This window comes from Streptomyces sp. EDA2-14, from assembly GCF_054963755.1.
The window spans coordinates 131,522-154,852 of record NZ_JBUEGE010000019.1 but is presented as its reverse complement, the minus strand read 5'-3'; the positions used below and the strand labels follow the sequence as shown (position 1 = coordinate 154,852).

Annotated in this window: 21 protein-coding genes; 9 read left to right on the top strand and 12 right to left on the bottom strand. The window is 71.8% G+C overall.

The window, feature by feature from the left end:
* Positions 1 to 65 precede the first annotated feature (65 nt).
* Positions 66 to 1,685 (top strand): alpha/beta hydrolase, encoded by a 1,620-nt coding sequence (locus ACY34M_RS33540; RefSeq protein ID WP_462722046.1) that lies wholly within the window; start codon positions 66 to 68, stop codon positions 1,683 to 1,685.
* An 88-nt stretch (positions 1,686 to 1,773) separates the two neighbouring features.
* Here the strand turns inward: ACY34M_RS33540 and moeZ are convergent, their stop codons facing one another.
* From moeZ to ACY34M_RS33505, 7 genes are all read right to left on the bottom strand, one after another.
* On the bottom strand, positions 1,774 to 2,952 hold the full coding sequence (gene moeZ, locus ACY34M_RS33535; protein WP_450811020.1) for an adenylyltransferase/sulfurtransferase MoeZ: 1,179 nt from the start codon (positions 2,950 to 2,952) through the stop codon (positions 1,774 to 1,776).
* Positions 2,953 to 3,015: 63 nt separating this feature from the next.
* On the bottom strand, positions 3,016 to 3,765 hold the full coding sequence (locus ACY34M_RS33530) for a spherulation-specific family 4 protein (protein WP_462722047.1): 750 nt from the start codon (positions 3,763 to 3,765) through the stop codon (positions 3,016 to 3,018).
* On the bottom strand, positions 3,753 to 4,721 hold the full coding sequence (locus tag ACY34M_RS33525) for an NAD-dependent epimerase/dehydratase family protein (RefSeq protein WP_462722048.1): 969 nt from the start codon (positions 4,719 to 4,721) through the stop codon (positions 3,753 to 3,755). The genes ACY34M_RS33530 and ACY34M_RS33525 overlap by 13 nt, the downstream gene beginning before the upstream one ends.
* Before the next feature lie 291 nt (positions 4,722 to 5,012).
* Entirely contained in the window at positions 5,013 to 6,761 is a 1,749-nt protein-coding gene (locus ACY34M_RS33520) for a hypothetical protein (RefSeq protein ID WP_462722049.1), read from the bottom strand.
* Entirely contained in the window at positions 6,758 to 8,926 is a 2,169-nt protein-coding gene (locus ACY34M_RS33515; RefSeq protein WP_462722050.1) for a DUF3492 domain-containing protein, read from the bottom strand. The genes ACY34M_RS33520 and ACY34M_RS33515 overlap by 4 nt, the downstream gene beginning before the upstream one ends.
* 200 nt (positions 8,927 to 9,126) lie before the next feature.
* Positions 9,127 to 10,497, bottom strand: a complete 1,371-nt coding sequence (locus ACY34M_RS33510; protein ID WP_462722051.1) for a DUF3152 domain-containing protein — start codon at positions 10,495 to 10,497, stop codon at positions 9,127 to 9,129.
* An 8-nt stretch (positions 10,498 to 10,505) separates the two neighbouring features.
* Complete coding sequence (locus ACY34M_RS33505) at positions 10,506 to 11,555, bottom strand: alpha/beta fold hydrolase (protein WP_462722052.1); 1,050 nt, start codon at positions 11,553 to 11,555, stop codon at positions 10,506 to 10,508.
* A gap of 173 nt (positions 11,556 to 11,728) precedes the next feature.
* On the opposite strand from ACY34M_RS33505, the gene ACY34M_RS33500 reads away from it, so the two are divergent.
* The 4 genes from ACY34M_RS33500 to ACY34M_RS33485 all read left to right on the top strand — a co-directional run bounded on the left by ACY34M_RS33500 (position 11,729) and on the right by ACY34M_RS33485 (position 13,594).
* Complete coding sequence (locus ACY34M_RS33500; protein WP_462722053.1) at positions 11,729 to 11,947, top strand: hypothetical protein; 219 nt, start codon at positions 11,729 to 11,731, stop codon at positions 11,945 to 11,947.
* A gap of 178 nt (positions 11,948 to 12,125) precedes the next feature.
* Positions 12,126 to 12,767: a TetR/AcrR family transcriptional regulator gene (locus ACY34M_RS33495; RefSeq protein ID WP_462722054.1), complete on the top strand. Its 642-nt coding sequence runs from the start codon at positions 12,126 to 12,128 to the stop codon at positions 12,765 to 12,767.
* A 145-nt stretch (positions 12,768 to 12,912) separates the two neighbouring features.
* Entirely contained in the window at positions 12,913 to 13,140 is a 228-nt protein-coding gene (locus ACY34M_RS33490; protein ID WP_327661699.1) for a DUF3107 domain-containing protein, read from the top strand.
* A 178-nt stretch (positions 13,141 to 13,318) separates the two neighbouring features.
* Positions 13,319 to 13,594: a hypothetical protein gene (locus ACY34M_RS33485; protein ID WP_462722055.1), complete on the top strand. Its 276-nt coding sequence runs from the start codon at positions 13,319 to 13,321 to the stop codon at positions 13,592 to 13,594.
* 3 nt (positions 13,595 to 13,597) lie between these two features.
* Here ACY34M_RS33485 and ACY34M_RS33480 read toward each other — a convergent pair whose 3' ends face one another.
* On the bottom strand, positions 13,598 to 14,353 hold the full coding sequence (locus ACY34M_RS33480; protein WP_462722056.1) for a ferritin-like fold-containing protein: 756 nt from the start codon (positions 14,351 to 14,353) through the stop codon (positions 13,598 to 13,600).
* Between the two features lie 533 nt (positions 14,354 to 14,886).
* On the opposite strand from ACY34M_RS33480, the gene ACY34M_RS33475 reads away from it, so the two are divergent.
* From ACY34M_RS33475 to ACY34M_RS33465, 3 genes are all read left to right on the top strand, one after another.
* Complete coding sequence (locus ACY34M_RS33475) at positions 14,887 to 17,088, top strand: DEAD/DEAH box helicase (protein ID WP_462722057.1); 2,202 nt, start codon at positions 14,887 to 14,889, stop codon at positions 17,086 to 17,088.
* An 82-nt stretch (positions 17,089 to 17,170) separates the two neighbouring features.
* Positions 17,171 to 18,046 carry an alpha/beta fold hydrolase gene (locus tag ACY34M_RS33470; RefSeq protein ID WP_462722058.1) on the top strand — a complete coding sequence of 292 codons (876 nt, stop codon included), beginning with the start codon at positions 17,171 to 17,173 and terminating at the stop codon, positions 18,044 to 18,046.
* A 282-nt stretch (positions 18,047 to 18,328) separates the two neighbouring features.
* The gene (locus ACY34M_RS33465; RefSeq protein ID WP_356374162.1) at positions 18,329 to 18,481 is read left to right on the top strand and encodes a hypothetical protein; all 153 of its coding nucleotides are present in this window, start codon (positions 18,329 to 18,331) and stop codon (positions 18,479 to 18,481) included.
* A gap of 110 nt (positions 18,482 to 18,591) precedes the next feature.
* Here the strand turns inward: ACY34M_RS33465 and ACY34M_RS33460 are convergent, their stop codons facing one another.
* The 3 genes from ACY34M_RS33460 to ACY34M_RS33450 form a co-directional block, all read right to left on the bottom strand.
* Positions 18,592 to 19,197 (bottom strand): MarC family protein, encoded by a 606-nt coding sequence (locus ACY34M_RS33460; RefSeq protein ID WP_462722059.1) that lies wholly within the window; start codon positions 19,195 to 19,197, stop codon positions 18,592 to 18,594.
* Between the two features lie 81 nt (positions 19,198 to 19,278).
* Positions 19,279 to 20,142 carry a PHP domain-containing protein gene (locus tag ACY34M_RS33455; protein ID WP_462722177.1) on the bottom strand — a complete coding sequence of 288 codons (864 nt, stop codon included), beginning with the start codon at positions 20,140 to 20,142 and terminating at the stop codon, positions 19,279 to 19,281.
* Between the two features lie 144 nt (positions 20,143 to 20,286).
* A complete protein-coding gene (locus tag ACY34M_RS33450) occupies positions 20,287 to 20,925 on the bottom strand; it encodes a DUF6758 family protein (protein WP_462722060.1) in 639 nt (212 codons plus the stop codon).
* A gap of 193 nt (positions 20,926 to 21,118) precedes the next feature.
* Here ACY34M_RS33450 and ACY34M_RS33445 point away from each other — a divergent pair, with 193 nt between their 5' ends.
* The gene (locus ACY34M_RS33445; protein ID WP_462722061.1) at positions 21,119 to 22,375 is read left to right on the top strand and encodes an MFS transporter; all 1,257 of its coding nucleotides are present in this window, start codon (positions 21,119 to 21,121) and stop codon (positions 22,373 to 22,375) included.
* Between the two features lie 8 nt (positions 22,376 to 22,383).
* Here ACY34M_RS33445 and ACY34M_RS33440 read toward each other — a convergent pair whose 3' ends face one another.
* A complete protein-coding gene (locus tag ACY34M_RS33440) occupies positions 22,384 to 22,974 on the bottom strand; it encodes a suppressor of fused domain protein (protein ID WP_462722062.1) in 591 nt (196 codons plus the stop codon).
* Between the last annotated feature and the right edge of the window lie 357 nt (positions 22,975 to 23,331).

The following is a 23,331-nucleotide window of genomic DNA, read 5'->3' as shown; positions in this document are numbered from 1 at the left end:
TCCGTGGGCGCTCCTACGATGGCTTGACTGTCTTTCGAACGGGGGCAGTTGAGGGGGGAGGTGCCATGGCGGCACAGGTTTCGCGCGCACCCGCGGGCGCACGCACACGCAGGGGAAATGGTGTCCGCGCGCTCGCCGTGGTCGCGGCGCTCGCGCTGACGGCCGGGGCGGCCGCGGGGTGCAGTGGCTCGGGCAAGCGCGGCGGAGGCGATCCGAAGCCGTCGTCGGCCTCCGCCGCGCAGCCGTCCGGCGCGGCATCGGGCGACGGCGGCTCACCCGCCCTCCCCTCGTCACTCACCGGCCAGCGCCTCGACTGGGGCCGCTGCCGTGCGCATGCGGGCTCGCCCGCGCCCGGTTCCGACTGGCAGTGCGCGACGCTCAAGGCTCCGCTCGACTACGCCGAGCCGACCGGACCCACGATCGACATCGCTCTCATCCGCACCAAGGCTCGCGGCGACAGGGCGGAGCGGATCGGCTCGCTGCTGTACAACTTCGGCGGCCCCGGCGGCTCCGGGGTGGATCTGCTGCCGGTCCTCGCCCCTCAGTACGCGAAGCTGCGCGAGCGCTACGACCTGGTGAGCTTCGATCCGCGCGGCGTCTCGCAGAGCCGCGGGCTGCGCTGTCGAAGCGACAAGGAGATGCAGGCGGCCGAGTCCGTCGACCTCACCCCGGACAACCGCGCGGAGGAGAAGGCGTACCTCCAGGACGCCGTCGCGTTCGGCAAGGGCTGCAGCAAGCAGGCAGGAAAGCTGCTCGAGCACGTGTCGACCACCGAGGCCGCACGTGACATGGACCTCATGCGTCAGGTGCTCGGCGACAAGAAGCTGCACTACATGGGCGTCTCCTACGGCACCGAACTGGGCGGGATCTACGCGCACTTGTTCCCCGACAAGGTCGGCCGGCTCACGCTGGACGCCGTGGTCGACCCGACCGCGGGCCGCGTCGAGCAGGCGGAGAACCAGGCGCGCGGATTCCAGCGAGCACTCGACAACTACTTCACGTCACGCGGCAAGGACCCCAAGGAGGGTTCGCGCGAGGTCGTCGCGCTCCTCAAGAAGCTCGACGCGGACCCGCTGCCCGCTCCGGGAGGCCGCGAGTTGAACGAGTCGCTCGCGACGACCGGCATCGCGGTCACCCTGTACAGCAAGGACAGCTGGCCCGCCCTGACGCGAGGCCTTCAGGAAGCGGAGCGGGGCGACGGCACCACCCTGCTTTCGCTCGCCGACTCGTACAACGACCGCGACGCGAGGGAGCGTTACGGCACGGCGAGCCACTCCCAGCGGGCGATCTCCTGCCTCGACGACACGGTGCGCCCCACGGTGCCGGAGACCAAGGCCCGGCTGGCGAAGTTCCGTGCGCTCTCCCCCGTGTTCGGCCCGTACATGGGCTGGGACACGGCAGGCTGGTGCCGTGACTGGCCGGTCCCCGGACAGTGGGACGACCCGGACGTGAGCGCGCCCGGTGCGGCGCCGATCCTCGTCGTGGGCAACACCGGCGATCCGGCGACTCCCTACGAAGGGGCGCGTCGCATGGTCGACGAGCTGGGCAAGGGTGTCGGCGTCGAGCTGACGTGGAAGGGCGAGGGGCACGGCGCCTACGGCTCCGGCAGCGCCTGCGTGGACTCGACGGTCAACGCGTATCTCCTGGAGGGGCGAATACCGCGCGAGGGCAAGGTGTGCTCCTGACGGCGGACGCTCGTCCCGAAACGACGGACGGGCCCCGCGCGTGGTGCGCGAGGCCCGTCCGATCAGCTCACAGCGGCTGAGCCGAGGCTCAGTAGACCGGCTTGTCCGGCTCGATCTGGTTGACCCAGCCGATGACGCCGCCGCCGACGTGCACGGCGTCCGCGAAGCCCGCGGACTTCAGCACGGCGAGGACTTCCGCACTGCGGACACCCGTCTTGCAATGCAAGACGATCTTCTTGTCCTGCGGCATGTCCTGGAGGGCCGTGCCCATCAGGAACTCGCCCTTCGGGATCAGCTTGGCGCCCGGGATGGAGACGATCTCGTACTCGTTCGGCTCGCGGACGTCGATGATCTCGATGCTCTCGCCGTCGTCGATCCACTCCTTGAGCTGCTTCGGAGTGATCGTCGAACCGGCGGCCGCCTCCTGCGCCTCGTCGGACACGACGCCGCAGAAGGCCTCGTAGTCGATGAGCTCGGTGACGGTCGCGTTCGGACCGCAGACCGCGCAGTCGGGGTCCTTGCGGACCTTGACCTGGCGGTACTGCATCTCGAGGGCGTCGTAGATCATCAGGCGGCCGACCAGCGGGTCACCCACGCCGGCCAGGACCTTGATCGCCTCGGTGACCTGGATGGAGCCGATGGACGCGCACAGCACGCCCAGGACGCCGCCCTCGGCGCAGGAGGGGACCATGCCGGGGGGCGGGGGCTCCGGGTACAGGCAGCGGTAGCACGGCCCGTGCTCGGACCAGAAGACCGAGGCCTGGCCGTCGAAGCGGTAGATGGAACCCCACACGTAGGGCTTGTTGAGCAGCACGCACGCGTCGTTGACGAGGTAGCGCGTCGCGAAGTTGTCCGTGCCGTCGACGATCAGGTCGTACTGGCTGAACATGTCCATCACGTTGTCGGCCTCGAGCCGCTCCTCGTGAAGGATCACGTTCACGTACGGGTTGATGCCGAGGACCGAGTCCTTCGCGGACTCCGCCTTGGACCGGCCGATGTCGGCCTGGCTGTGGATGATCTGGCGCTGCAGGTTCGACTCGTCGACCTCGTCGAACTCCACGATGCCGAGCGTGCCCACGCCGGCGGCGGCCAGGTACATGAGGGCCGGCGAGCCAAGGCCACCGGCGCCCACACAGAGCACCTTGGCGTTCTTCAGCCGCTTCTGCCCGTCCATCCCGACATCCGGGATGATCAGGTGGCGGGAGTACCTGCGGACCTCGTCTACGGTGAGCTCAGCAGCTGGCTCGACCAGGGGTGGCAGCGACACGGGGACTCCGTTGGTCGGTATCTACGTACGGTTGTTCCGTCTGTAACACTGCCACGCCCCCCTTCATTCCGAGACACCGCGTCCGATGCGCGAGACGATTTCGTCCCAGTAGCCGGGCATCGCCTCCCAGGGGTCGGCCGCGCCGTCCCGATCCGTGTGATCGGTGAAGTAGATCGTGCCCGCGCCCTGCCAGCGCGCGATGCGCAGCGCCTCCTCGAGATGGCCGAGGGGCATCCCGTGCACGAAGTGGCAGAACCGCTCGGGCGGATAGTCGGCGGTCCACTCGGCGACCTGGGACCAGCGGTAGTCGCTCCAGGGGCCGGAAAAAGTCACCAACTGGTCGGCGTTCTCGGCGTATCCGGGGTACGGGTGGGTGCCGTGGTTGAACACGACGTGCGCGTCGTCGACGAGGGCGCGCAGGGTCGTGACGACCCGCCTGACCTCGGGAAGCGCGGTCCGCTCGGTGGGGCAGCGGTCGAAGTAGAAGCCGTCCACCTGGTACCAGTCGAGGAACCGGTGGGCGTCGGAGACGATCTCCCCGAAGGCGCGGGCGCCATAGGTCAGGTCCAAGTGACCAAGGACACGCACCCCGGCCCGCCGCAGCCGCCCCGCCGCCTCCAGGCAGTGCTGGTCGGGACGCGACCCCGGACCATTGGCGACATTCAGGACAACCCAGTGCAAGGGCGTTTCAGGGCGGGTCAGTTCGGCCCACTCCGCGGGTGCGACGAGGGGGTGCGCGAAACCGGGGACACCGAAGCCGAGACGTACGTCGGTACTCGACAGGCCGGTCGTGGTCGGGGTCAGATACGGCATGCCGCCTCCATCCAGATGTCGGCGAGGGACTCTTCGAGGTTGATGCGCGGGCGCCAGCCGAGCCGGTCGCGAGCCGTGCGCACGTCGGCCTGCTGCCAGCTGCCGCAGCCGTCGGGGTACGGATACGCGGTCGGTACGGGTGGCATCCCGTGGTCTGATTCGGCGCGGGGGTGGGCGACGGATGGCCGCATCCCCACGGCGGGGCCGTCGAGTTCGTGGAGGGCGCCGCCGAATCCGGCGACGCGGGCGAGTACAGCGGCGGCGTCGCGCAGCCGCACGGCCCGGCCGGAGCCGATGTTGATGACGCCCTGCGCGGCGGAGAGCGACGCGGCGTGCACGGCGCGCGCCACGTCCCGTACGTCGATGAAGTCGCGCTGTGCGCCGAGACCGCCCAGCTTCAGTTCGCCGTCGCCGGCCTGCATCGCGCGGCGCATCGCCTCCGCGAGCCGGCCGAGCGGGGAACCGGCCGGGGTGCCGGGCCCCGCGGGCGAGAAGACGCGCAGGACGACGGCGTCGAGGCCGGAACCGAGGACGAGTTCGGTGGCGGCGAGCTTGCTGACGCCGTACGGACCGCCGGGCCGGGGCACCGCGTCCTCGGCGGTGGACGAGCCCGGCTGGGAGGGCCCGTACTCGGCACCGCAGCCGATCTGCACGAGGCGGGCTCCGCAGCTGCTGCGGCGCAGGGCCTCGCAGACGGTGGCGACGGCGACGGTGTTGTGCCGGGTGAGGTCCCGGGCGCCGCCGCGGGTGGCGCCGGCGCAGTTGATGACCACTCCGGGGTGGACGGCGTCCAGGAAGCGGGTGAGGGCGCCCGGGCTGCCGGTGGCGAGGTCGAAGCGGACGTCGGCGTCGTCGCCCCGGCCGAGCGCGGTCAGCTGCACGGCGGGGTCGGCGAGGAGACGGTCGGCCACGAAGCGGCCCAGGTAGCCGTTGGCTCCGATCAGCAGGACCCTCATCGGGTGCCTCCCGGGGTTCGCGCCCCGATCGCACGGAGCGCTCCGAGGGCGCCACGCGCTCCGCGCGCTGCGCGCGGGGCGCACCGACCGTGGATTCCGCGCTGCCCGTGAGGTCCGGAGTATCCGGCGTATCCGGCGCCTCCGGGAGGAGGGGTGGTCATCTGGCTATCTCCTTATGAGCGTTGCCGTGGGTCTACGGATGGGCCCGCGGTGTCGGCCCCGCGGGAGGGGGTGGTGCTGGTCATGCACCGGGCACCGGCCTTGGCGGCACGGGGCGCTCGGCGGTGGGGGTCATGGGGCGCCGGCGATCGGGTCGTCGGCGTTCGCGTGGGCGGAGGCCCGGGTCAGGGTGCGGGTGGCGTGCACGAGGAGGACGAGAGCGGCGACGGCGCAGGCCACCGCGGGTACGACCCCCGTGCCCACCGCGTCGACGGCGGTCTCGACGGGCACGCTCAGGACGTCACAGCCGGGCAGCCGGGCGGCGAAGACCGTGGCGACGGCCAGGACTTCGAAGCCGACGGCCGCGCCGAGCGCGACAGCGGGGGCGTGCGTGCGGCGGTGCGCGGCGAGGAGGCGGGCGAGCAGCAGCAGCACGCCGAGGGCGCCCGCTCCGGCGTAGTCCACCTTCTCGCCGAGTACGGCCCCGGCCAGCACGAGGAGCGCGACGAGGGCGAGCGCGGACAGGGCAACGGAGCCGAGGAGCAGTGGGCGTACGGAGGCGGCGAATTCGGCGAGCCCGCGGCTCGCGCCGAGGCGACGCCGGGCTCCGCCCGAGAAGAGCTGGGCGCACCAGGTGGCCGGCGCCACGGCGACGGCGAGCGCGACCAGGGGCGCGGTCGCGGGGGCCCAGGGTTCGTCGGGTCCGCCCGTGAGCGCGGCGTCGAGCAGGCCGTCGCCGAGCAGGGCGTACGCGAGCAGCCAGCAGGACCACAGCCGGGCCGAGGGGGCGGAGGGGCCGTCGACCGTGCGCAACGGTCCGTGGCGCAGCGTCGCGCGCAGGGCGACGAGGGTGGCGAGCACCCCGACGAGGCCGACGGCCAGACGTGCGGTGCCCACCGTGGCGTGCAGGCCGAACAGCGTGAGCGCGCAGGCGGCGCCCGGCAGCAGCGCGAACCCCGCCCACAGGCCGCGCACGCCGGTGGCGGGTGCGGCGGCCTCGACGGAGGTCTCGTGCGGGTCGCCGTCCCGCGGCACGCGCGCGTACATCTCCTCGGCGAGCGAGAACACGTCCTTGTGGCGGAAGCGGGCGGCGGTCCTGTCGGTGACGCCGTGGGCCTCGAGCCCGGCGGCGATCTCCAGCGGGTCGACGGCCCGCTCGCACAGCTCGCGGTGCCGGTGCATCAGCCCCTTGACCGGGTCGGCACCGGAACGGCGGTGGGCGGGACGGACGCTGCCGCCGCGGGCGTCGCCGTCGCGGGAGTCACCACCGCGCGGGCCCACGATGCGTGCGACATCGGCACGGTGGGCGGCCTCGGTACGGGAGATGTCGTCGGTGGCGCCGTCGTCTGCAGCGCCGTCGTCACCGCCCCGGTCATCGGTGGTGCCGTCGGCACGGGACTCCGCGTCACGGGCGCTGACCTCCCGCAGGGCCGCGCCCAGAAGGTCGGCCACCACAGCCGGATCGGCCCGGCGAGCGCCGCCCGAACGCCGTCCGGCGCCACGGGAATCGACGTCGCGGGAATCGACGTCACGGGACTCCGCGACACCGGAAGCGTCACCGCCCGCGCGGTCCTCGTCATCCACAGGACCCCGCTCACGCGCCCCCGCACCGCTCCCCTTCTCAAGAGCGGCCGACCGCCACGCCGCGGGATCACGCAGCAACCCGTCGTCCAGAGCGCCCAGGTCGCCCAGATCGCCCACGGAACCCAACTCGTCCTCCGCCCCGGCAGGTCCACCGGCGCGCGCCCGCAGGGCCTCCTCCGAGCCGGTGCCCCACGCTCCGGCGCTCACCGGTACGCGGGGCGCATCGGCGTCGCCCCCGCTTCCGGTGGCGTCGAGCCCGGTGCGCTCACCCGTGCGTTCGCTGGTCTGCCCGGTCATCCGTCCGCCGCCCCGCTGCCCTGCGTCAGTCCGGCCAACTGCTCGCGCACCTCGCCACCGGCACCCCAACTGGTGCCGGCCGCCCCGCCCTCGCGCCCGGGCAGCCACGCGCCGCCCCGGTCGCCCGCGCTCCGCGTGGTCCAGCGGCCCGGCACATGGGCCTCCGGCGGGTAGGCGAACGGCAGCGGGTCGCCCGCGTCGTCGACGACCTCCCGGCGCACCGGGCAGCGCGAGACGATCTCCAGGTAAATGCTGTGAAATGCCGTGATGTTCTGTTCGACGGTGAACAGCTCGAGGGCACGCGCACGTGCTGCCGCACCGAGCCGTTCGCGTCGCGCGGGGTCGCGCAGCAGCGCGACGCACGCCTCGGCGAGCGCGCGCGGGTTGCGCGGCGGCACCACGAGCCCCGTGCCGCCGATCACCTCGACGACGGCGCCCGCGTCGGTGGAGACCGTGGCGCGGCCGCAGAACATGGCCTCGACCAGGCTGACCGGGAAACCTTCGACGACGCTGGACAGGACGACGACGCCGCAGGAGGCGTGGACATCGGCCAGGTCGGGGGCCTCGGGAGAGCCCAACTCCTCGAAGGAGACGGGGTTCTCACCCATGGCGTGGATCCCCTCCGCCTCGTCCGGGAAGAGCTGTGCGGCGAGGGCCTTGCAGTGCCCGAGGTACAGCGCGGCCTCACGGTCCGCCGCGGGGTCCGACGCGTCGGCCCCACCGGACGTCCTGCCGGAGACGAACCCGTCGGCCGGCCATCCCCCGCCGTCCACCAGGCCCGCGCCCGCGGCGGCGCCCGCCCCGGCGCTCGGAATCGGCCCCGCGCCGGGCACTCCGACGATCCGCAGCCGGGCCTGCGGCTCTTCCTTGCGGATCTCGGAGAACGCGTGCAGCAGCGAGATCAGGTCCTTGGAGGGGTCGATGCGCCCGACCCAGACGAGGGTGTCCGGCTCGCCCGGCCCTTCCCGCTCGCCCACCTCGGCGAAGTGGCCGGCCTCCATGCCGGGGTGGATGGTGCGCAGCTTGTCGCGGTCGGCGCCGCACCGCTCCTGCCAGCGCCGCGCGTGCGCGTTCCCGGGAGTGATCACGGCGGCCTGCCGGTAGACCTCGGCGGCGAGCCGACCGTGGAAGGCGGCGAGGAGCGCGCGCACCGGCGCGCTCAACTCGGCGTCGCCCGCGGCGATGTACCGGGCCCGGAGCTGCACGCCGTACTCGGTGACGAGGAGCGGCACCCCGTAGAAGCGCTTGGCGATCAGGCCGGGCAGGGCGGCCGCGCCGCCGGAGGTCGCGTGGCAGAGGTCGACAGACGCGAGCCCGCCCCCGCCGGGGAGCCCAAAGGACGAGCCCGAAGAGAAACCGGCCGACGGGCCGACCGACGAGACCGACGCCGAACCCGCCGACGAGCCGCCCGGCGCACCGGACACCGAACCCGACGACGCGTCCGCCCCGGCCGACGAAGACGCGGCCCCGGACGCGGACGACCCAGCCGCCGCGCCCACCTGCGAAGCCGAAGACGAAAACGAGGACGACGATGAGGACGAAGACGAGCCGGACGCGCACTCCGCAGGCACGAACCCGTCCTCGTACCAATCCAGCGACAGCGGCCGCAGTTCACGCTCCACATGCGCGGCGAAGGAGAGCAGATCGGGCACGCGGGCCGCGCGCACCGCACGCAGGGCGCCCGGCGCGCGGCAGGCGCGCTCCAGGATGCGGACGGCGGCCTCGGAGCGCAGGGAGATACTGAGCGCGCCCTCGTCGCGGGCGAGTTCGGCAAGCCCGTACAGCGCGTTGGCGAAACGGTCCGCCTCGCTCGTCCGGGCGTCGCCCGACGGCCCGTCGTCCCCCGAGGGCGCATCGGCCGACACCACGGACTCGACCAGCTCCCGGTACAGCGCGGCGAACCGACGCCGGGCGCGCCGCCCGAACGCGCCGTCGCGCGCGCCGCTCTCGCTCCCGGTGCCCGTCGACCACATCGGCGCGGTGCGCACGCGCATCACCTGCGGGGGCAGTTCGAGCCACCCCGCGTCCTCCTGGTCCTGGCTGGTGGCGAGCGCGTAGATGTCGAACTCGTGCTGCTCGAGCCCGCGCACAAGCCGGTCGCACCAGAGTCTGGCCTCACCGTTCACATACGGATAACCACCCTCGGTAAGCAGTCCGATGCGCACGCGTACACCCCCGATCTCCCTTACAGGGAGCCGCCGTTGGGTTGGCGGCTCGCAGCGGGACGAACGTATGCGGACATGCCGGTGGCGTGATGGACGGTTGTCCATCACGCCACCAAAAGGGGTGAACGGGCGTAACTTTCCCGCGCGCAGTGCGTTTGGTCGCGCTAAGAGACCAAACGGCTACACACAGCTACGGACTGTCAAGCCTTGGGAAAGGCCCAGGGATTGGGCTTGCACGTGATCCCGCCGGACGTCAGGAACTTCGTCTGCTGCTGCATGACGGGCGCGAGGGCGCCGTCCTGGGTGCAGGTCACGTGGTTGAAGCCGAGCCGGTGCCCGACCTCGTGATTGATGAGCATCTGCCGGTACGGGTATATGGCTCTGCCGCCGAGGACCTTGTCGTACGTCTTGGAGCCCTGCGCCCACCGGTACGCGTTGATCATCACGCGGTCGGTCGCGGCGGAGTCGCACGAGACGTTGTCCTCCGTCGTGTCGAGGCCCGACTTCGCACACCAGTCGCCCGTCGTGCCCGGGCTCGCGAGCGTGATCACGAAGTCCGGCTTCCCGGAGGAGATGCGCTCGAAGGTGCGGGCGTTGTCGTGGGCCCAACTCCGCTTGTCGTTCAGGGTCTTCTGCACCGCCTGTGCGAACAGCGCCCCGTCGAGCCCGAGCCCCTTCTCGACGTCGACGCGGTAGCGGAACTTCTGCCCGCTGCCCGGCGCCTTGTCGGCGCCGGGGACCGCCGAGAACGCACCGGAGGCCTTCAGGTCCGCCGCGAGGGGGTACTTCTTGGCCATCTTTTCGCCGTACGTCGCCGGGGCGGCCGGCGCCGTCTCCTTCGGGGCGGCCCGCTCGTCCGTGCGCGAGGCGGAGGCGCCCTGTGGGCGGCTTCCCTCGGCGGCCTGTGCCTGTGCGTCGCGCGCGGAGCCGCTGTCCTTGTCGGCGACCTGTCCCGCGACGACGACGGCGAGCACCGTGGTGACGGCCGCGGCGGCGATACCCGTGAAGGTCATGCCTCTGCCACGCTTCGGGCGCCCCTCGTCCGGCTCGGCCGGCTCCTCGTCCTGCGGCGGCGGGGGCGGTTCGGCGTCCCACTCCGCCACGCGCGCGTAGGGATCCGGGTCCGAGTCCGTGGGCGCGTCGTCGAACGCGTCGATGTAGTCCTGCCGCGGCCGGTCACGCCCGGGCTGCCCCTGACGCGGCCGCGGCCCCGGCACCACGGGCTCGGAGGGAACGGTGACGCCGTGCCCGGCCTCGGGGCCGCGCGCCGATGCGACGGGGCCCGCGACCCGCTGCGCGGACGCGCCCCAACCGCCGCCCGACTCCCGCGCCTCGGGATGGCCGCCACGCACGGGCTTGCCCCCCGGACGCACGGACATGTGTCCCGGGGCAGGGGTCCGCCCCGACGGCGAGGAGGGCGGGGCCGGCACGGGCGGGGCCTCGGAGGGGGCCCTGCGCCTGCGCCCGGTGCCCGCACCGGGCCGCGGCGCATCGTGCGCCTCGGGTGCTACCTGTATGTCGACGGCCTCTTCGGCGCCGTCTGCCGATCCTCGGCGGCTATGCCGTCCCACAGGCCGCCTCAGCTCCCCAATGTCGTGCGGTCGTCGGTGCCGGACGCGCCACTCACGGCGTCACGGGCACTACTGGCGCTCCCGCGCCTCTTGTTCAACGCTTCGGTGTCGGCGAGGAGTTCCCGGAACGCCGTGGCGACCGTCTCCGGGTACTCCATCATCGCGACGTGCCCCGCGTCCGGGAGCGTGAGCAGCCTGGAGTCGCGGAAGGCGCGCGCCGCTCGGGCCGCCATCCGGTACGAGACGAGCAGATCACGCCCGCCGTAGATGAGCTGCGTCGGCGCGAGCACGCGCTCGGCCTGCCGCCAGAGGCCGTGCTGCCCGCCGAGCGTGTACGCGTTCACGACACCGCGCGCGGAGCGGGCCATCGCGTCCCAGAAGTAGGGCAGCTGGAGTCTCCGCTCCATTTCCTCGACGGCAGCCCTGAAGCCCTCGGGCGTGACCCGGTTCGGATCTCCGTAACAGAGGGCCGTGACGCCGCGCACCCGCTGCTCCGCCGTCCACTCCTTCGTCAGCCGCGTGAACAGCGGGGCGACGCCGGGCACCGCGAGCAGCCCGGTCGGCAGGGCGGTGCGCTGCACGCGGATCTCCGGCAGCGCGGGCGACACCAGGGTCAGCGTCCGTACGAGATCGGGGCGTACGGCGGCCACGCGCGTGGCGACCGCCCCACCGAGCGAGTTCCCGAAGAGGTGGACGGGTCCGCGGCGCTGGGCGTCGAGGTGACGGATGACCGCGCGCGCGTGCCCGGTCACCGAGTAGTCGCCGTCGTCCGGCGGCGGCGAGTCGCCGAAGCCGGGGAGATCGAGCGCCTCCCCGTCGACGACGTCCTCGAGCAGCGGCATCAGCGCCGACCAGTTCTGCGAGGAGCCGCCGAGCCCGTGCACGTACAGCGCGGGCGGCAGACCCTCACGGGATCCGGGGCGGGCCCGGACCGACAGCGTCAGCCCCGGGAGCGCGACCGATCGCAAGCGCTCCCCCTCCGCGACCTTGACGGAGCCCGGAGTGGGCGACGCGGCGGCGACGGCGGAAGGCACACGCGGCGAATCGGTCGAAGACATGCGACATATGTTACGAGACGATCACACAGTGGATCGCGTGTTCGGCATCACAGAAGGGCCTGGATGCACTCATGGGATCCCCGAAAGGTCGCATAGCGCCCGGGTCGGGTGTCTCATAGGCTCGATATCAGGGCACCCGCCCACGCACGAACAGGTGAGGAAGGGAGCCACAGATGACGGTCGACCCGAGCGACCCCGAGACCTTCACGGAGCGCCGCCCCGCCGAGGCAGGCGTGGAAAACCCCGAGGCCGACACCGCGGAGCAGTACGCGGACCTCGTCCCCGAGCAGGACGACGAGCCCGACACGGAGGCCGACCCGGACACCGCGAACGAGGCGGACCGGGCTGAGCAGGCCCGTGTCGTCACGATCGACGAGGACGACTATCGGTGAGTGCCGTGCGGACATCCGCCCCATTTGTCACCACACATGAGACATCGGGCTCACTACGTGCGGTTTTCACAGCTGTCCGGTCCGTGAAATTCTGCGCTCGCACCGCGCACATCAGGGTTACCCAAAAGTACGATGACGTCGCGGCGCACACCGCACACGGACAATTTTGGGAGGCGGCGTGACAGCCATCGAGCAGACCGAGGCAGCGCGCCCCAAGGGCACACGCCTGCCGCGCCGTGCCCGACGCAATCAGCTTCTGGGCGCGGCCCAGGAGGTGTTTGTCGCGCAGGGGTACCACGCGGCCGCGATGGACGACATCGCCGAGCGGGCCGGAGTCAGCAAGCCGGTGCTCTACCAGCACTTCCCCGGCAAGCTCGAGCTCTATCTGGCGCTGCTCGACCAGCACTGCGAGTCCCTGCTCCAGTCGGTCCGCACGGCGCTGGCCTCCACGACGGACAACAAGCAGCGCGTCGCGGCGACCATGGACGCCTACTTCGCGTACGTGGAGGACGAGGGCGGCGCCTTCCGGCTCGTCTTCGAGTCGGACCTGACGAACGAGCCGGCGGTGCGCGAGCGCGTCGACCGCGTCGGCCTGCAGTGCGCCGAGGCGATCTCGGACGTGATCGCCGAGGACACGGGCCTGTCGAAGGACGAGTCGATGCTGCTCGCGACGGGCCTCGGCGGTGTCTCGCAGGTCGTCGCGCGCTACTGGCTGTCCAGCGCGAGCCCGGTCGAGCGCGACACGGCGGTGCAGTTGCTGACGTCGCTCGCCTGGCGCGGCATCGCGGGCTTCCCCCTGCACGGCGCGGAGAACCAGTGATTCCCTCCGGGAACCGGTGATTCCCTCCGGCTGTTCGCTCTTGGCGTTCAGCCATCGCGCCGGGAGTCTCGCCTGGCCGGGCTAATCTTTGCTGGGTACGGCGCGGTCTACCGCGCACATCACGGATCGTCGGAGGGACAAGGCCGTGGAGGTCAAGATCGGCGTGCTGCACACGCCTCGCGAGATCGTTCTGGAGAGCGACCAGTCCGCCGAGGAGGTCGAGAGCGCGGTGTCCGCGGCGCTGTCCGGCAAGTCCCAGCTGCTCTCCCTGAAGGACGAGAAGGGCCGCAAGGTCCTCGTCCCGGCCGAGCGCCTCGCCTACGTCGAGCTCGGCGAGCCGTCGACGCGGAAGGTGGGCTTCGGCCCGCTCTAGCCCCACTGGGACAGCACACGTGAAAGGCCTGATGGCACCCCTGCCATCAGGCCTTTTGCATGCTCACAGGGAACCCACAGGCGATCCTCGTGCGGAGGATTGCACCCGCCGGGCCAGGGGTAGACCGGCTGTGACCACGACCGAAGCACCCAACGGCCGCGCGGGAGGTATCCGCACCATGCTTCTCGAAGCAATCGGCTCCGCACTGCTCGGCATGGCCCTCGCCATCGCGGCGGGCCATCGCCTGCCGCACAGGCTGCCGTCACGCACACTCGTGCTGCCGACCGGCGTCGCCGGCGCCCTGTTCGGGGCGTTCGTCACCCACAGCGCGCTGGGTCCAGGACACGCGATCGCCACGCTCGTGGGCGCGGTCGCGATGTCGGTGGCCCTGCTCTCGCTGCTGCTGCGCCCCACCCGTGGCAGAGCACGACAGCAGCTGACCCCGTCCGCGTAGGCGCTAGGCGGCGAGTCCGAGCGCCGCCATCCGCTTGGTGTGCGCCTCGGTGATCCGCGAGAACATCTTGCCGACCTCGGCGAGGTCGAAGCCGTCGGCCACGCCCCCGACCAGCATCGTCGACAGCGCGTCCCGGTCCGCGACCACTCGCTGCGACTGGGACAGCGCCTCCCCCATCAGCCGCCGCGCCCACAGCGCGAGCCGGCCGCCCACGCGCGGGTCGGCCTCGATCGCGGCGCGCACCTTCTCGACGGCGAACGACGCGTGGCCGGTGTCGTCGAGCACGGCGAGGACGAGTGAGCGGGTGTCCGAGTCGAGGCGGGCCGCGACCTCCCGGTAGAAGTCGGACGCGATCGAATCGCCGACGTACGCCTTGACCAGGCCCTCCAGCCAGTCCGACGGGGCGGTCTGCTTGTGGAAGCCGTCAAGGGCGCCGACGAACGGGTCCATCGCCTCGGTCGGCTCGACACCGATCTTCGACAGCCGGCCGCGCAGCTGCTCGAAGTGGTGGAACTCGGCGGACGCCATCTTCGCCAGCTCCGCCTTGTCGGCCAGGGTCGGCGCCAGCTTCGCGTCCTCGGCGAGCCGCTCGAACGCCGCCAGCTCCCCGTAAGCGAGCGCGCCCAGCAGGTCGACGACGGCGGCGCGATAGTTCTCGTCCGCGGAGGCGGTGGCCCAGTCCTGGGCGGCGATACCGGTGAGGCCCTGGTTTGCTTGGGGTGCTTCGGCGGACGGCGTGGCGTTGTCAGGCGTCTCCATGAAGCGCACAATAGCCCGCTCCCCGCTTCCCGGAACGCCCTGGTCATGGAGTGTGACAACGGCTACGTACGGCATTCGGCCATCGCACATGCGCGAATCCGGGGTATGGTGGTAAAGAGCCCGCCGAGTGCAAGGCAGTCTGCGTGACACCGCAAGGCGCTTGTGCGCACTTCGGACGGGCCGCATGAATGAGGATGCCCGGTCGGAGGCCCGATCGGCTCCGACCCGACAGCCCTCCGGGTCGCGCGTCACAAGGCGTGCGGATCTGAGGAGGGACCCTCAGCGGCATGAGCGCTCGAGCGTCGGCAGTGGTCCCGCGCCATCCGGTCCACCCGATCCCCGCAGACCGCGGCTCGAGTCCGGTGTACCAGCCGGCACGGTCAAGACCCCCGCGTTCGCCTCACGCCGCACCTCACAGAAGAGGCAACACCCTGACTACGCAGACTTCGACTTTCCGCCAGCTCGGAATTCTTCCCGAGACGGCTGAGGCCCTTGAGGCCGTCGGCATCATCAATCCCTTTCCCATCCAGGAGATGACCCTCCCCGTCGCCCTCTCGGGCACGGACGTCATCGGCCAGGCGAAGACCGGTACGGGCAAGACCCTCGGTTTCGGCCTTCCGCTCCTGGAGCGCGTCACCGTCCCCGTGGACGTCGAGTCCGGCCGGGCCACGCCCGAGCAGCTGACCGACGCCCCGCAGGCCCTCGTCGTCGTCCCGACGCGCGAGCTGTGCCAGCAGGTGACCAATGACCTGCTCACCGCCGGCAAGGTGCGCAATGTGCGCGTCCTCGCCATATACGGCGGTCGTGCGTACGAGCCCCAGGTCGAGGCCCTGAAGAAGGGCGTCGACGTCGTCGTCGGTACGCCCGGCCGACTGCTCGACCTGGCCGGCCAGAAGAAGCTCAACCTCTCGCACGTGAAGTGCCTCGTCCTCGACGAGGCCGACGAGATGCTCGACCTGGGCTTCCTGCCCGACGTCGAGAAGATCGTCAACATGCTTCCGGTGAAGCGTCAGACGATGCTGTTCTCGGCGACCATGCCGGGCGCCGTCATCGGCCTGGCCCGCCGCTACATGTCGCAGCCGACGCACATCCGCGCCACCTCGCCGGACGACGAGGGCGCGACCGTGCGCAACATCGCGCAGCACGTGTACCGCGCGCACAACATGGACAAGCCCGAGATGGTCGCGCGCATCCTTCAGGCCGAAGGCCGCGGGCTCTCGATGATCTTCTGCCGTACGAAGCGCACGGCGGCCGACATCGCGGACCAGCTCAAGCGCCGCGGCTTCGCCTCCGGCGCGGTCCACGGAGACCTGGGCCAGGGCGCCCGCGAGCAGGCCCTGCGCGCGTTCCGCAACGGCAAGGTGGACGTCCTCGTCTGCACCGACGTCGCCGCGCGCGGTATCGACGTCGACGACGTGACGCACGTGATCAACTACCAGTCCCCCGAGGACGAGAAGACCTACTTGCACCGCATCGGCCGCACCGGCCGCGCGGGCAAGAAGGGCATCGCGATCACGCTGGTCGACTGGGACGACATCCCGCGCTGGCAGCTGATCAACAAGGCCCTCGAACTGGACTTCAACGACCCGGTCGAGACCTACTCCTCCTCGCCGCACCTCTACGAGGAGATGAACATCCCGGCGGGCACCAAGGGCGTGCTGCCGCGCTCGGAGCGTACGCGCGCCGGGCTCGACGCCGAGGAGATCGAGGACCTGGGCGAGACCGGTGGCCGCGGGGCATCGTCCTCGCGCGGCGGCCGTGGCGGTCGGGGCGACCGTGACCGTGACCGTGGTCGGGACCGCGAGCAGCGCGAAGAGCGCGAGCGCCCGGCGCGCGCGCCGCGTCGCCGTCGCCGTACGCGCGGTGGCGAGCCGGTCGGCGCCGGAGAGGCCGCTGCCGCCGCTCCCGCCCCCGCTCCCGTGGCGGAGGAGTCCGCCGAGCCGCGGACGCCGCGTCGCCGTCGCCGTACGCGCGGTGGCGCCGCCCCGTCGGTCGCGCCGGTGGCCCCCGCCGCCGAGGCGGTCGTGGAGACGGTCGAGGCGGAGGCCCCCGCCACGCCCCGTCGTCGTACGCGCAAGAAGGCCGAGGCCGTCGTCGAGACGGTCGAGGCCGTGCAGCCGGTCGAGGCCCCGGAGCCGGAGCAGGCCGAGCCGAAGGCGAAGCCCGCGCGCAGCCGCAAGAAGGCGGAGGCGGCGGTCGACACGGCCGAGGCCACCGAGGCCAAGCCGGCCACCCGCACGCGCACCCGCAAGAAGGCGGAAGCCGCCGTCGACACCGCGGAGGCCACCGAGGCCAAGCCCGCCACGCGGACCCGCAAGAAGGCCGCCGCGCCGGTCGCCGAGGCGGCGGACGCGAGCGAGCCGAAGCCGGCCCGGACGCGGACGCGCAAGAAGGCGGAGGCGGCGGTCGACACCGCGGAGGCCACCGAGGCCAAGCCCGCCACGCGGACCCGTACCCGCAAGAAGGCCGAGCCCGTCGTCGAGGCCGCCGAGGCGACCGAGGCGAAGCCCGCCCGGACGCGCACGCGCAAGAAGGCGGAGGCCGCGGTCGACACGGCCGAGGCCACCGAGTCCAAGCCCGCCACGCGCACGCGCACCCGCAAGAAGACCGAGCCCGCCGCCGAGGCGGCCGAGGCGAAGCCCGCGCGGACCCGCAAGAAGGCGGAGCCGGCGGCTGAGGCGAGCGAGGCCAAGCCGCGTCGTACGCGCAAGAAGGTCGAGGCCCCCGAGGCCTGATCGGTCCGACGGCGAAAGGCCCGGATCCCGCTGCGGCGGGGCCCGGGCCTTCGTTGTCGGTGCCTGCGCGTAATCTCGGTTCATGAGCAGGCCCGCGACCTTCACCCCGCCGCCCGGCACCCGTGCGCACCGCCTCCGCACCACCCGTGGCGACTTCGCCGCGCTCACCGGCGAGCCGGCGCGGGGCCCCGTCCGCGGGACCGCGCTCCTGCTGCCCGGATTCACGGGGAGCAAGGAGGACTTCATCGAGCTGCACGCGCCGTTGAGCGCGGCCGGTTACCGGACCGTCGCCGTGGACGGCCGCGGGCAGTACGAGTCGGACGGCCCGAAGGACGACGAAAGCCCCTACCAGCAAGGCGAGTTGGCGCGTGACGTGCTCGCGCAGGTCGCGGCGCTCCAGGCCGCCGAAGGGCCGGGCCGGGTGCATCTGCTGGGCCACTCGCTCGGCGGGCTCGTCGCGCGCGCGGCGGTCATCGAGGACCCGGCCCCGTTCGCCTCGCTCACACTGATGTCCTCGGGACCCGCCGCCGTCACGCCGCCCCAGCAGGAGCGCGCCAAGCTGCTCCGGGACGCGCTCGCCGCGCTCGACATGGCGCAGGTGTGGTCGGCCATCCAGAGCCTGGACGCACCCGAGGACGCCGCCGACATCCGGGGCGACAGCGAGGATCTGCGCCGCCGCTGGATGCGGAACAGCCCGGCGCAGCTCATCGCCACGGCGGGCCAGCTGTGCGCGGAGCCGGACCGGGTCGGCGAGCTCGCCGCGCTCGGGCTCTCCGTGCACGTGCTGTCGGGCGAGCGGGACGACACCTGGCCCGTGCCGCTCCTCGACGACATGGCGATACGCCTCGGAGCCGAGCGGACCGTCGTGGCCGGGGCCGAGCACTCCCCCAATACCGACCGGCCGCAGGCCACGGCCGCCGCCCTGGCCGCCTTCTGGGACCGTCACGCGGCGGCGTAGCGCACCCTCGCCCCGCCCTGCCGACACCCTGCCGGGCCCCTTGCCGACACCTGCCAGGCCCCTTGCTGACACCCGAGTAATTAGCCGATCGAAAAATTTCCTTAGCGTAGGGAATGTTTGCAGCGAGCAACTCGTTGTACCCCTCGGAACGCGCTGCACAGCTGCCGCGCAATTCACTCTTAACGGCCGGGCAACCGCCCGGCCGTACCGCGGGGCCACGCTGAGAAGCCCCCGCACGAGTAGTTCTCCTTCAGGAGGATCACCAGACGAAGGGAGAAGCCCATGCGCTTCGAAATCATGCGACTCGACGATGTCGACGGCAACGCCGTGGACAGCACCGTCGTGGACGCCGCCTCCGTCAACCGGATCGTTCAGCAGGCCGCCGCCATCGGGCAGCGCCTCTACATCCGCCCGGCAGAGTCGACCGCCTCGTAATGGCGTAAGCGACTCGCACACTTCGAAGCCCCCGTACGCACGGTGCGTACGGGGGCTTCGCTGTGGTCCGGGACCGCCAGAAGATCAGGACGGTCAGGGGATCAGGACGGTCAGGAGCCCTGGATCACCTGCGTCACGCCGTTGATGATCTGCTGCACCGCGATCGCGGAGAGCATCATGCCCGCGAGCCGGGTCACCAGGACCACGCCGCCGTCCTTGATGACGCGGATGATCACCAGCGAGTAGCGCATCACCAGCCACAGCACCACATGGATCGCGAGGATCGCGGACCAGACCGAGATCTGGTCGCCCATCGAGTCCGCGTGCTGCACGGCGAGGATCACGGAGACGATCGCGCCCGGTCCGGCGAGCAGCGGCATGCCGAGCGGCACGAGGGCGACGTTCACGTCCTTGGTCTGCTTGGGCTCGTCCGTCTTGCCGGTCAGCAGGTCGAGCGCGATCAGGAGCAGCAGCAGACCGCCCGCGATCATCAGGGCGGGGACGGAGACGTGCAGATAGGACAGGATCTGGTTGCCCAGGACACCGAACACGGCGATGACGCCGAAGGCGACGCAGACCGCCTGGAAGGCCATGCGCTTCTGGACCTTGGCGGGGCGGCCCGCGGTGAGGGCGAGGAAGATCGGGGTGATTCCGGGGGGATCCATAATTACAAAAAGCGTGAGAAAAAGGGATCCGAAGACGGCAGCGTCGAACACGGTGGGGTGCCTTGCGAGAGTGGTGCGGAAAGGGTGGGTCGGGGCGCGTACGGCGTGCGTACGAGGTGCGTGCGGGGCGGGTCAGGCGCTGTGTCCGCCGGCGCCCGGCACCGGGAAGGCGCCCGTGGCGCGCCGCGTGATCTCCCCGTAGACCTCGGGGTCGGTCGTGTACTCGCCGAGCACGCACGTCTTGCGGCTGCCGTGGTAGTCCGAGGACCCGGTGACCAGCAGGCCGACGTCGGCGGCGAAGCCGCGCAGGCGCTCGCGCGTCGCGGCGTCGTGGTCCATGTGGTCGACCTCTATGCCGTCGAGCCCGGCCTCCGCCAGCTTCGCGATCGCCGACTCGGGCACGGTGCGGCCGCGCTTGGCGGCGGCGGGGTGCGCGAAGACGGTGACGCCACCGGCGGCCTTGACCAGCCGGATCGCCTCGAAGGGGTCGGTCTCGTGCTTCGCGACGTACGCGCGTGCGCCGTCGGCGAGCCAGTCCTCGGTGAAGGCGTCCGACACCGTCGGCACGACACCGAGCTCGACCAGGGCGGAGGCGACGTGCGGGCGGCCGACCGAGCCGTCTCCGGCGATCCGGGCGACCTGCTCCCAGGTGACGGGCACACCCAGCTCGTTCAGCTTGGCGATCATGCCCTTGGCGCGCGGCACCCGGTCGTCGCGGACCAGCTCGCGCTCGGCGAGCAGTGCCGGCTCCGCGGGGTCGAAGAGGTACGCCAGCATGTGCATGCTCACGCCGTCGAGACGGCAGGAGAGCTCGGCGCCGGTGACGAGGGTCAGCCCCTCAGGCAGGGCCGCGACGGCCTCCGCATGCCCGCGCGTGGTGTCGTGGTCTGTGAGCGCGACGACGTCCAGACCGGACGCCGCGGCGTTCCGCACGAGTTCGGCCGGGCTGTCCGTGCCGTCGGAGGCGGTGGAGTGGGTGTGCAGATCGATGCGCACGGCTGCGTACTCCAGGCTCGACGGACGGACGGGGAAGCTCAAGGATAACGGGGATTCCACCGGCCCCGTCACCACCGAACCGGGGACAGGCCCCTTACCGCGGAGGCGGACGCAGCCCCTCAGGCCCGGGCGCGCCCCCGGGGCTCACTTCAGGATGCGCGGCGACAGCGCCCCGCACGGCAGCAGGTCCACCTCGGCCCCCGCGTCCCGCAGGTCCGTGAGCACCAGCTCGTCGTACATCAGCATCCCGGTCTGCTCCGGCCACACGACCGCCCACAGCCACAGCCCGCACGCCTCACCGGCGAAGACCGCCCGGTCGTCCGGCGTACCGGAGACGTGCCACAGCGGGGTGGGCCGCCCCGCGGCGAGCACCTTGGCCTGCGGCGGCCCGGAGACCTCCATGTACGGACCGGGGTCGGGCCCGTCGATCCCCGCGTAGCGCGCGCCGAGTCCGACGCCCAGCTCCTCGGCGACGAGCACCAGCTCACCGGGGCCGCCGAGCGGTCCGGGTCCGGAGCAGGCGACGGCGGTGGCGCGACCGCCGTGACGCTCGTCCCCCGCGTTGGCCACGCCGGTGAACAGCCAGCCGACGGGCAGCGGCCAGGGCATCCAGACCGGCACGTGCGCGCGGCGCACCACCACGCTGAGCGCCTCGACGCTGGGCGGGATCACGGGCTGCATCGGGTGCACGGTCCCGTGCACATCGCACTGCCAGGAGTCGGAGAAGAGTCCGGGAGCCCTGACCCGGCCACCACACTTCGGGCAACTGGGTTCGCCCCTCATAGAGCCCCACGGTCCTCCCCGTCCCGCGCCGCGTCAAGGACGATCACCCGTCCGGAGTGCACCGCCGTGGCGTTCCGACCTGGAAAGATAGATGTAGCTTGCATTAATTAGCAGCTCTAACTTATTATGTGTATACGCCAACGATCCGTTCGAGGGCTCGAAGGACCCGCAGGAACCCGAAGGAGCAGCAGGCATGAGCCACAGCAGTACAGGAGGTCCCGCCGAAGGGGACACGTTCGACGCAGGGGCGGGCAGCCTTCTGCGTCAACCGAAGGCGGTCTGGGCGACCGCCGGGGCATCCGTCGTCGCCTTCATGGGCATCGGCCTCGTCGACCCGATCCTGCCGTCGATCGCCAAGGGCCTCGAAGCGACACCGAGCCAGGTCTCCCTGCTCTTCACCTCGTACTTCCTGATCACCGCGGTCGCGATGCTGGTGACGGGCTTCGTCTCCAGCCGCATCGGCGGCAAGAAGACCCTGCTCGTCGGGCTCGCGCTCGTGGTGGTCTTCGCCGCGCTCGCGGGGACGTCCGGCTCCGTCGGTGAACTCGTCGGCTTCCGCGCCGGCTGGGGACTCGGCAACGCGCTCTTCGTGTCGACCGCGCTCGCGGTGATCGTCGGGGCGGCGGCCGGCGGCAGCGCCGCCGCGATCCTCCTGTACGAGTCCGCGCTCGGGCTCGGCATGGCGTGCGGCCCGCTCGTCGGCGCGCTGCTCGGCAACGCCAGCTGGCGCTACCCGTTCTTCGGCACCGCCGCGCTGATGGCCGTCGGCTTCATCTGCATCACCGCGTTCCTGAAGGAACAGCCAAAGCCCGCCAGGAAGACCTCGATCCTCGACCCGATCAAGGCGCTGGGCCACGGCGGCCTCGCGTCCGCCGCGATCTCGGCCTTCTTCTACAACTACACGTTCTTCACGGTGCTGGCCTTCACGCCGTTCGTGCTGAACATGACCCCGTACAAGTCGGGCGCGGTGTTCTTCGCCTGGGGTGTGCTGCTCGCGCTGTTCTCGGTGATCGTGGCGCCGCGCATGCAGGCCCGGTTCGGCTCGCTGAAGGTGCTCGGCGGCTCGCTGGTGCTGCTCGCCGTGGACGTGCTCGTCCTCGGGTACGGCAACCACACCGCGGCCGTCGTCTGCACGATCCTGTCCGGCGCGTTCATCGGCGTGAACAACACCGTCTACACCGAGCTCGCGCTCGGCGTCTCCGACGCGCCGCGCCCGGTGGCGAGCGCCGGCTACAACTTCGTCCGGTGGTTCGCCGCCGCGGCCGCCCCGTTCTTCGCGCCGAAGATCGAGGAGTGGAGCAACATCCACATTCCGTTCGTGGTCGCCGCGGTCACGGCGGTGCTCGGCGCGGTCGTGGTCTGGGTGCGCAGGAACGCGCTCTCCCACGAGGCCGAGGAACTGGAGCCGCGGCACGCCACCGAGGACAGCGTCTCGGTCTTCGCCGACTAGCCCCGGACTCAGTCCAGCGGTACGGACTTGCGCAGTGGATCGCGCAGGTCCGTTCCGCTGTTCAGCCACTTCTCCTGGAGCGCCGCCGCGCCGTGCACCCGCTTCCACGCCGCCTCATTGGGCGTCATGGGCAGCAGCGGCAGGAACCGTACGGGCTCCATGGGGTCGTCCAGGTCCAGGTCCTCGACCAGTCCGCCGGGCTCCGCGACGAGGGTCGAGGTGAACGGGGCGGAGGGCCAGAGCGGTTCGCCCACGTCGAGCGAGGCGCCCGGCGCCACGACGAGACCCTCGACCTGCGGGGAGGCCGCGAGGACCGCGAGCGGACGCAGCACCTTGTCGGTGTCGGCGAGGCCCGCGCGGACCGTGAGGACCAGCTCCGCGCGAGGGCCCGTGACGGGGTCGGCGAGGGCCGCCGTCGGGTCGGTCATCGGGGACGCGGACATGCCGAGGGTCGCGTACCGCACCACGTTCTGGGAGGCGTCTGTGAAGCGCAACACCTCGATGCGGTCGGTACCGAGGAAGGTGACCGCCGCTCGCGCGTCCGGTTCACCCAGGGTTGTCCGGAGTCGCGTCTCCACCAGCGCAAGAACTTCTGCCATCCCGCGAGCATAGATCTCGCACTCAACGGGTAAGGACGGGGCCCGGTTTCGTCAGTCGGCTGATAGTCTTGGCCGCTGGTCGGGACAGCACGCAGAGCGTGCTCACCGAGGGCCCCCGCGAGCCCGTCGGAAAACCGACCCGTTTCACGTCCCCCACGGGGGACCGGCCGGAGGAGGTGGGGCTGTCATGGATCGAAGTCGACCGTGCAGTACCACTTGTTCTTCCGGCCGCTAGGTCACAGGGCCTTTCTCCACCCGTAGTCAGCCGTACGACGGGCTGGCCGGGCATGCCGGAAGAGCACTTCGTTCTACCTGATCTCATCGACGGCCTCCGCGGTCGTCGCGATCTGAATCAGT

Coding starts and splice junctions, on each gene's coding strand:
- ACY34M_RS33540 (WP_462722046.1), top strand. CDS start 66: ATGGCGGCACAGGTTTCGCGCGCACCCGCGGGCGCACGCACACGCAGG.
- ACY34M_RS33480 (WP_462722056.1), bottom strand. CDS start 14,353: ATGGAGACGCCTGACAACGCCACGCCGTCCGCCGAAGCACCCCAAGCA.
- ACY34M_RS33450 (WP_462722060.1), bottom strand. CDS start 20,925: ATGAGGGGCGAACCCAGTTGCCCGAAGTGTGGTGGCCGGGTCAGGGCT.
- ACY34M_RS33440 (WP_462722062.1), bottom strand. CDS start 22,974: ATGGCAGAAGTTCTTGCGCTGGTGGAGACGCGACTCCGGACAACCCTG.
- ACY34M_RS33465 (WP_356374162.1), top strand. CDS start 18,329: ATGCGCTTCGAAATCATGCGACTCGACGATGTCGACGGCAACGCCGTG.
- ACY34M_RS33485 (WP_462722055.1), top strand. CDS start 13,319: ATGCTTCTCGAAGCAATCGGCTCCGCACTGCTCGGCATGGCCCTCGCC.
- ACY34M_RS33525 (WP_462722048.1), bottom strand. CDS start 4,721: ATGAGGGTCCTGCTGATCGGAGCCAACGGCTACCTGGGCCGCTTCGTG.
- ACY34M_RS33520 (WP_462722049.1), bottom strand. CDS start 6,761: ATGACCGGGCAGACCAGCGAACGCACGGGTGAGCGCACCGGGCTCGAC.
- ACY34M_RS33470 (WP_462722058.1), top strand. CDS start 17,171: ATGAGCAGGCCCGCGACCTTCACCCCGCCGCCCGGCACCCGTGCGCAC.
- ACY34M_RS33500 (WP_462722053.1), top strand. CDS start 11,729: ATGACGGTCGACCCGAGCGACCCCGAGACCTTCACGGAGCGCCGCCCC.
- ACY34M_RS33530 (WP_462722047.1), bottom strand. CDS start 3,765: ATGCCGTATCTGACCCCGACCACGACCGGCCTGTCGAGTACCGACGTA.
- ACY34M_RS33505 (WP_462722052.1), bottom strand. CDS start 11,555: ATGTCTTCGACCGATTCGCCGCGTGTGCCTTCCGCCGTCGCCGCCGCG.
- ACY34M_RS33475 (WP_462722057.1), top strand. CDS start 14,887: ATGACCCTCCCCGTCGCCCTCTCGGGCACGGACGTCATCGGCCAGGCG.
- ACY34M_RS33445 (WP_462722061.1), top strand. CDS start 21,119: ATGAGCCACAGCAGTACAGGAGGTCCCGCCGAAGGGGACACGTTCGAC.